Raw genomic sequence first — 6,738 nt, 5'->3', positions numbered from 1 at the left:
CGGATAGACATTGCCGTTACTTCCATCGTCTTCTGTCATCACAAACTCTGCTATACACCGAGATGGTGACAACTGGTGCTATCATTCACGGTAAAGGTGATTTTCTAGCGTACAACGAAGAAGAGCACCCAGTAGCACTTCAGCTAGGTGGTTCAAACCCGGCTGACTTGGCAACCTGTGCAAAGCTTGCTGCTGAGCGTGGTTATGATGAAGTAAACCTGAACGTAGGTTGTCCATCAGATCGCGTACAGAATGGCCGTTTCGGTGCATGCTTGATGGCAGAACCTGATTTAGTGGCTGAGTGCGTCGCAGCGATGCGTGAAGTGGCTGATATTCCAGTGACGGTAAAAACTCGTATTGGTATTGACGATCAAGACTCGTATGAGTTTTTGACTAAGTTTGTCTCTACGGTATCTGAGAAGGGCGGTGTGGATCAGTTTACTATTCACGCTCGTAAGGCTTGGCTAAGTGGCTTGAGCCCGAAAGAGAACCGAGAGATACCACCGTTGGATTACCCTCGCGCTTACCAAATTAAGAAAGACTTCCCACATCTGAATGTGGCAGTAAATGGCGGCGTAAAAACTCTAGAAGAATCTCTAGAGCACTTGCAGCACCTTGATGGGGTGATGATTGGTCGTGAGGCGTATCAGAACCCTTACATCCTCGCCCAGGTTGACCAGCTTATCTTTGGTTTGGACACTCCAGTGAAAAAACGTAAGCAAGTCGTTGAAGAGATGTACCCGTACATTGAGCGTCAGCTATCTAACGGATCGTACCTTGGTCATATCTCTCGTCATATGATTGGCTTATTCCAAGCAATGCCCGGCGCAAGGCAGTGGCGTCGTTACATCAGTGAAAATGCACATAAGAAAGGTGCTGGCATTGAAGTGCTTGAAACAGCACTAGCAAAAATCCCATCTGAACTGGATGTGTAATTTACCAATCATTTGGCGATAAATACCAACTCCGACTGTGCGAAAGCCAGTCGGAGTTTTTGTTTCTAGCTATCTATATGATTTTTAAAGATTCTAAAAGTTGGAACGCTTCCTGCAATCCCTTTAAGTAATTCAAAAGACTTAAACTAGCAACGAAATGGGAGAGGTTATGTTTGAACTAATTTTCGTTTTGGTATTTCTTGCAACTCTTGTCATGACTGGCGTTACGTTTGTCACTGTCACCATGGCGATTGTGGTGTCGTTCGCGGTGATGTTTCTGTTGGGCATGGTTGGGGTTGTTTTAAATCTCTTGCCTTACATTATCGCCTTCCTTATAGCGATTTGGATCTATAAAAAGGCAATGGCGCCCACAAATTAACAAACTGATCACAAATAACCCTACAGAGATAAGCACAATTGCTATAGTTATCTATATGACCAAGGGCGTCGGTCATTATAGGATTTCTGGAGGGAGCCATGACAATTACGGAATTGAAGTATTTATTCCATCAAGATTTACTGGCAGAAGCGATCATTGAACCCGCCGAATCCGAAGGCGGCTGGATCGTTGAGTTTCGCCACAAGCAAGGCGGTTTCGTTATGCTGACGGATATTCACGGCGCTGAGTGTCAGTACAATGATCTCGACAAAGCGTCTAAATCCGCGCTCGCCGTTGGCTTCACTGAGGTTCGTATTGAGGCTAAATAACCTCCCTACCAAACGAACCTCTTCTTCCAAAAAGTTATAAAACATTCATATCTATTCTTTCTTGTTATTAAGGTGGTTGGTTAATCTATCGTCACGCAATGATTAGGGATGTCGTGACAATGTCTTCAAACGTAAAACAGTCGCCGAACGGTAATAACAATTCTCAAGAGTTACCAAGCCTAGCTGCTCCACTTAACGATCAGCAGCTATCACAACTACAACAAGCATCAACGAACCTATCTTCAAACCAGCTTGCATGGGTAAGCGGGTATTTTTGGGGATTGAGTCAGGCGGGTGCACCATCAGCGCTTACTCCAGTTGCCAGCGCAGTGAATACAGCTGCGGCAGCTGTACCAGCAGGCAAGCTGACCATTATCTTTGCTTCTCAAACAGGTAACGCAAAAGGGGTTGCCGAGGAGCTTAAAGAAGAAGCTTCTGCTCTTGGTATTGATGTTGAGCTATTTGATGCAAGTGACTACAAAGGTAAAAACCTAGCGAAAGAGACACACGTCATCGTTGTTGCCTCTACAAACGGTGAGGGCGAAGCGCCTGATAACGCGATCGAGCTACATGAGTTCCTTCAATCTAAGAAAGCGCCAAAACTTCCGAATCTTAAGTATGGTGTTATTGGCTTAGGCGACTCTAGCTATGAGTTCTTCTGCCAAACGGGTAAAGATTTTGATGAGTACCTAGGTAAGTTAGGTGCCACCTCATTTATTGATCGTATCGACTGTGACGTTGATTACGACGCGCCAGCAGGTGAGTGGCGAGCGAAAGCGCTAGAGGTCATTAAAGAAGATCTTGCCTCTCAACCAGCAGACGTTGTGACACTGCCTGTTGCAACTGCAGCCGCTACGGTTAACTACACCAAGAAAAATCCATATACCGCTACACTACTGACTAGCCAAAAGATCACGGGTCGCGATTCTGGCAAAGATGTTCGTCATATCGAGATTGATCTTGAAGGCTCAGGCATCACTTACAAGCCGGGTGACGCGCTGGGTGTGTGGTTCGAGAACAGCAGTGAGCTGGTGGATGCACTTCTTGCTCAAGTTGGTTTATCAGGTATTGAAAGTGTGGATGTGGATGGGGAGAGCCTATCTTTACGTTCTGCGCTGATTAAGCACTATGAGATCACCGCGGCAAATCCTCAGCAAGTAGCACAATACGCGGAAATTTCAGGCAGTAAAAAGCTTGAGAAGCTGGCAGCTGATAAAGACAAACTTCGCGAGTATGCTTCGAATACCCAAGTGATTGATGTCTTTAAAGAGAAGAAAGCAAAACTAGAGGCCGAGCAACTATTGGGTCTACTACGCCGTTTAACCCCACGTCTCTATTCAATTGCATCCAGCCAAGAAGAAGTAGATGAAGAAGTTCATCTAACGGTTGGGCTTGTTGAATATCAAGCGGGCGAGGAAAGCCGATTTGGCGGCGCATCTTACTTCTTATCTCGTGGATTGGAAGAAGGTGGCGAGGTCAAAGTATTCGTTGAGCACAACAATAACTTCAAGTTACCAGAAAATGGTGACACGCCAGTGATTATGGTGGGCCCAGGTACGGGTATTGCGCCATTTAGAAGCTTCATTCAAGAGCGTGATAACCAGGGCGACACTGGCAAAAACTGGTTGTTCTTTGGCGATCGCACTTTCACTCAAGATTTCCTATATCAAGTGGAATGGCAAAAGTACCTGAAGTCAGGTGTATTGAACCGATTGGATGTGGCCTTTAGCCGCGACCAACACGAGAAAGTGTATGTTCAGCATCGATTGCTTGAACAAGGTGAGCAGGTATGGCAATGGCTACAGGAAGGTGCCCACATTTATGTATGTGGCGATGCCAACCATATGGCCAAAGATGTTCACAATGCCCTGATTGAGATCGTTAAGGTGCATGGTGGAAAAGAAGCTGACCAGGCAGAAGAATTTGTCAACGAACTAAGAAAAGCAAAACGTTATCAGAAGGATGTGTACTAATGAGCAAGCAATCAGCCACTATTCAAGAAGTGTTGGGTGAAGAGTTGGGGCCGTTGTCTGATAACGAGCGTCTAAAAGGACAGAGTAACCTACTGCGCGGAACCATTGAGAACGATCTTCAAGATCGTATTACAGGTGGATTTACCGCCGACAACTTCCAGCTCATTCGCTTCCACGGTATGTATCAGCAAGATGACCGTGATATCCGTAACGAGCGAGCTAAGCAAAAACTAGAACCTCTACACAACGTGATGCTTCGCGCGCGTATGCCGGGCGGTATTATCACGCCTAAGCAATGGTTAGCTATCGACAAGTTTGCGACTGATCATTCGTTGTATGGAAGTATTCGTTTAACGACGCGTCAAACGTTCCAGTTTCATGGTGTGCTGAAGCCAAACATCAAGCTAATGCACCAAACGCTGAACTCTATCGGTATTGATTCTATTGCGACAGCCGGTGACGTGAACCGTAACGTGCTATGTACGACTAACCCTGTGGAATCAGAGCTACATCAAGAAGCCTACGAGTGGGCGAAAAAGATCAGTGAGCATTTGCTTCCTAAAACCAAAGCGTACGCGGAAATTTGGCTTGATGGTGAGAAAGTAGAAAGCACAGAGGAAGACGAACCTATTCTGGGTAAAAACTACTTACCACGTAAGTTCAAAACGACAGTCGTGATCCCACCACAAAATGATGTAGACGTGCACGCCAATGATCTGAACTTCGTAGCGATTGCTGATAACGGCAAGCTGGTGGGTTTCAATGTTCTTGTTGGCGGTGGTCTCGCCATGACTCACGGTGATACGTCGACATACCCAAGACGTGCCGATGACTTTGGTTTTGTTCCTCTGGAGAAAACACTAGATGTAGCAGCAGCGGTTGTGACAACTCAGCGTGACTGGGGTAACCGTTCAAATCGTAAGAATGCCAAGACTAAGTACACACTAGACCGCGTTGGTATTGATGTATTTAAAGCCGAAGTTGAAAAACGTGCGGGCATTAGTTTCGAACAAAGCCGTCCATACGAGTTTACCGAGCGTGGCGACAGAATTGGTTGGGTTGAAGGTATCGATGGTAAATACCACTTAGCGTTATTCATTGAGAATGGTCGACTGCTCGACTTCCCAGGTAAGCCTCTTAAAACTGGTGTTGCTGAGATCGCTAAGATCCACAAAGGCGACTTTAGGATGACGGCAAACCAAAATCTGATTGTCGCTAAGGTATCTAAGTCAAACAAGGCCAAGATAGAGAAGATCGCTCGTGAACATGGTCTGATGGACGATGCGGTATCTGAGCAGCGCAAAAACTCGATGGCGTGTGTGGCTTTCCCAACCTGTCCTCTTGCGATGGCAGAAGCGGAGCGTTTTCTACCAAGCTTTGTTACGGATGTAGAGAACATTCTGGATAAACACCAGATCCCAAGTGATGAGAGCATCATCTTGAGGATCACCGGCTGTCCAAATGGTTGTGGTCGAGCGATGCTGGCAGAAATTGGTTTGGTTGGTAAAGCGCCTGGCCGATACAACCTACACTTAGGCGGCAACAAAGCAGGTACCCGTGTACCTAAGATGTACAAAGAGAACATTACGGATGCGCAAATCCTAGAAGAGATTGATGCTTTAGTAGGTCAATGGGCGGAGCAGCGTAATGAAGGTGAAGCATTTGGTGACTTCGTTATCCGCGCTGGGATTATAGAAGAAGTCAAAGTATCGAAAAGGGACTTCTATGCCTAGAGACGTTATTTCCCAGAAACAAGCAACTGAAGAAGATTCAGTTAGCCAAATCGTGCAAGGCAAGACAAAAGCGCTAGAGCTTCAAGAACTGCTGTCACTGACTAAAACCGAGCAGATTTTAAAGCTAGCAGAGCTAAATGGTCAGCTTGAACTATTGACTGCGAAGCAGAGAGTTGAGTGGGCACTAGAGAATCTGCCAGGCGAACATGTCCTAAGTTCAAGCTTTGGAGTTCAGGCGGCGGTTATGCTTCATCTAGTGACAAGTGTAAAAGCAGACGTTCCGGTAGTGCTTAACGATACTGGGTATCTATTTCCAGAAACCTATCAGTTCATAGATAAGCTTCAGAAGCAGTTAGATCTGAATTTACATATCTATAAAGCAAACATCTCACCAGCATGGCAAGAGGCTCGCTACGGTAAGTTATGGGAAAAAGGGCTCGATGGACTTAAGCAATACAACCAGCTTAATAAAGTAGAGCCAATGAAAAGAGCACTCGAAGAGTTGGATGTTCACACTTGGTTTTCTGGCCTAAGACGTGAGCAGTCAGAGAGTCGAGCAAACTTGCCAGTACTTGCGATTCAAAATGGCCGTTTCAAGTTCCTGCCAATCATCGATTGGAATAACGAACAAGTTGATAGCTATATAGAAGAGCACGGCTTGAGTTATCACCCTCTTAAAGAAGCGGGTTACCTATCGTTAGGTGATACTCACTCCACAGTGAAGTGGGAACCAGGTATGAAAGAAGAGGAAACGCGCTTTAATGGTTTAAAACGTGAGTGTGGCTTGCATGAAGACGATGGTGAGACAGACGGTTCAGGTATTTAACCTTTGTTCACATCATTACAAAAAGGAGGGCTTAGCCTCCTTTTTTTGATAACTCTGTGGATAACTTGTAGTCATTACTAGGATAAAGTTGAATAAATAAGCCTTTGAATGAAAAAGACGCGGTTAGGCGTTGTTTTTGTATTTTTTCTAAAAAAAGGCTTGCTAATGTGATCGGTATCTCTATAATGCGCTTCCACTGACACGGCAGAGCCACAAGGGTTCGAGGCGATAGTCAGTAAGGCATTCAGCTTACAAGATGGTCTTCTAGTTAGATTTGAAAAAATCAAAAATAATTAGAAAAAAGTGTTTGACACTGAGAATCATCCCGCTAGAATGGCCGCCTCTTCAAACGGAAAGCGAAACGCAGAGTTCTGAAGAGAATGTTCTTTAAAAATTAAAACCTATCAATCTGTGTGGGCACTCGTTGATGATAATCAAATTAGATATTTCTCTTAATAAAGAGCGGTATCAAATTAGGTTTCAATGAAACGAAGTGACCATTCGAATTGGGAAGCAGCCTTGAGCTGTTTTGTTTTACTTTTCAAAAGTGAAAACCAATAAGA

At 45.1% G+C, this 6,738-nt stretch carries 6 protein-coding genes; all 6 read left to right on the top strand.

Annotated elements, in window-relative coordinates; all coding sequences use genetic code 11:
* The coding region (dusA, locus tag TZ48_RS05190; RefSeq protein WP_112478490.1) for a tRNA dihydrouridine(20/20a) synthase DusA at positions 1-935 on the top strand (935 nt) is incomplete at its 5' end.
* A gap of 169 nt (positions 936-1,104) precedes the next feature.
* The gene (locus TZ48_RS05185) at positions 1,105-1,314 is read left to right on the top strand and encodes an envelope stress response protein PspG (RefSeq protein WP_112478489.1); all 210 of its coding nucleotides are present in this window, start codon (positions 1,105-1,107) and stop codon (positions 1,312-1,314) included.
* A 98-nt stretch (positions 1,315-1,412) separates the two neighbouring features.
* Positions 1,413-1,643 (top strand): hypothetical protein, encoded by a 231-nt coding sequence (locus TZ48_RS05180; protein WP_042478735.1) that lies wholly within the window; start codon positions 1,413-1,415, stop codon positions 1,641-1,643.
* Positions 1,644-1,741: 98 nt separating this feature from the next.
* Positions 1,742-3,616 carry an assimilatory sulfite reductase (NADPH) flavoprotein subunit gene (locus tag TZ48_RS05175; RefSeq protein WP_420822921.1) on the top strand — a complete coding sequence of 625 codons (1,875 nt, stop codon included), beginning with the start codon at positions 1,742-1,744 and terminating at the stop codon, positions 3,614-3,616.
* A complete protein-coding gene (cysI, locus tag TZ48_RS05170) occupies positions 3,616-5,349 on the top strand; it encodes an assimilatory sulfite reductase (NADPH) hemoprotein subunit (RefSeq protein WP_112478487.1) in 1,734 nt (577 codons plus the stop codon). The genes TZ48_RS05175 and cysI overlap by 1 nt, the downstream gene beginning before the upstream one ends.
* Positions 5,342-6,175: a phosphoadenylyl-sulfate reductase gene (locus tag TZ48_RS05165; RefSeq protein ID WP_112478486.1), complete on the top strand. Its 834-nt coding sequence runs from the start codon at positions 5,342-5,344 to the stop codon at positions 6,173-6,175. The genes cysI and TZ48_RS05165 overlap by 8 nt, the downstream gene beginning before the upstream one ends.
* Positions 6,176-6,738: the final 563 nt, after the last annotated feature.

The sequence above is a fragment of the Vibrio variabilis genome (genome assembly GCF_003263785.1).
Lineage (GTDB): Bacteria > Pseudomonadota > Gammaproteobacteria > Enterobacterales > Vibrionaceae > Vibrio > Vibrio variabilis.
This window is presented reverse-complemented; position numbering and strand designations above follow the sequence as displayed.

Excerpts from the sequence above, each read along its gene's own strand:
- TZ48_RS05185 (WP_112478489.1), top strand. The coding sequence starts at position 1,105 with ATGTTTGAACTAATTTTCGTTTTGGTATTTCTTGCAACTCTTGTCATG.
- TZ48_RS05180 (WP_042478735.1), top strand. The coding sequence starts at position 1,413 with ATGACAATTACGGAATTGAAGTATTTATTCCATCAAGATTTACTGGCA.
- TZ48_RS05175 (WP_420822921.1), top strand. The coding sequence starts at position 1,742 with ATGATTAGGGATGTCGTGACAATGTCTTCAAACGTAAAACAGTCGCCG.
- cysI (WP_112478487.1), top strand. The coding sequence starts at position 3,616 with ATGAGCAAGCAATCAGCCACTATTCAAGAAGTGTTGGGTGAAGAGTTG.
- TZ48_RS05165 (WP_112478486.1), top strand. The coding sequence starts at position 5,342 with ATGCCTAGAGACGTTATTTCCCAGAAACAAGCAACTGAAGAAGATTCA.